The 1,250-nt window shown below is 71.7% G+C and carries 2 protein-coding genes; one reads left to right on the forward strand and one right to left on the reverse strand.

All coding sequences use genetic code 11. The features are described 5' to 3' along the window. The coding region (locus ETD85_RS62345; RefSeq protein WP_138699102.1) for a sigma-70 family RNA polymerase sigma factor at positions 1-484 on the reverse strand (484 nt) is incomplete at its 3' end. Positions 485-590: 106 nt separating this feature from the next. On the opposite strand from ETD85_RS62345, the gene ETD85_RS62350 reads away from it, so the two are divergent. After that, the coding region (locus ETD85_RS62350) for an SDR family oxidoreductase (RefSeq protein ID WP_138699103.1) at positions 591-1,250 on the forward strand (660 nt) is incomplete at its 3' end.

The following is a 1,250-nucleotide window of genomic DNA, read 5'->3' on the forward strand; positions in this document are numbered from 1 at the left end:
AGATGTGTATAAGAGCCAGGGCCAGCTGCCGGGCGGCGGCGGGGGAGCGGTCGATCATCGGGGCGATCTCGCCGAACGGCACGGCGAACATGTCGTGCAGCACGAAGGCGAGCCGTTCGGCCGGGGTGAGGGTGTCGAGCACGATGAGGAGCGCGAGCCCGACGGAGTCGGCCAGCACGGCCTCGTGCTCGGGGTCGGCGCCGTCCTCCCGGCTGGTGACCGGGTCGGACGGGCGGGCGTCGAGCGGCTGCTCGCGGCGTTGCTCGCGGGAGCGCAGGACGTTCAGGCACACGCGGGCGACCACGGTGGTGAGCCAGGCGCCGAGGTTGTCGACGTCGGTGGTGTCGGTGCGGTCGAGGCGTAGCCAGGCGTCCTGGACGGCGTCGTCGGCCTCGCCGGCGGAGCCGAGCATGCGGTAGGCCACCGCACGCAGGTGGCCGCGGTGCTCCTCGAAGCGGTCGGTCAGCCATTCACGCTCGTTCACCGGTCACATTCCTTTCGCGTGGCGTGTCACAGGAGAAGACCCGCGAAAGCCGGGGGGTTGTGACCGGGAGCGCGGCTCCCGTCCGGAACGAGTAGGTGGAGTGGTCATGACGTCATTGATTCTGGTCACCGGTGGCACGGGTACGCTCGGGCGGCTCGTGGTGCCGCTCCTGCGGGAGGCCGGGTGCAAGGTGCGGGTGCTCAGCAGGCGGGATCGGGCGTCCGGTGACGGGGTCGAATACGTGACCGGTGACCTGGTGCAGGGGACCGGCGTCGAGGCGGCGGTGGACGGGGCCGAGATCGTCGTGCATCTGGCGGGCGGCGCCAAGGGCGATGACGTGGCGACGGAGAACCTGGCACGGGTGGCGTCGCGGGCCGGGGCGCGGCATCTGGTGTACATCTCGGTGATCGGCGCGGATCGGATGCCGCTGGGCTACTTCCGGGCGAAGCTGGGCGCGGAGCGGGCGGTGGTGGCGTCCGGGGTGCCGTGGACGATGGTGCGGGTGGCCCAGTTCCAGGATCTGGTGGTGAAGGTCGTGGAGATGATGGCCAGGTTGCCGGTGCTGCCGGTGCCCGGCGGGCTGAGGTTCGAGCCGGTCGATGTCCGTGAGGTGGCGGCGCGGATGGTGGAGCTGGCGCTGGGGGAGCCGGCCGGTCTGGTGCCGGATCTGGCGGGGCCGAAGGTGTATGGGCTGGCGGAACTGGTCCGGGTGTATCTGGGGGCGCGGGGGAAGCGGCGGTTGCGGATGCCGGTCCGGGTTCCGGGG

The organism is Nonomuraea zeae (assembly GCF_005889725.1).
Taxonomy (GTDB): domain Bacteria; phylum Actinomycetota; class Actinomycetes; order Streptosporangiales; family Streptosporangiaceae; genus Nonomuraea; species Nonomuraea zeae.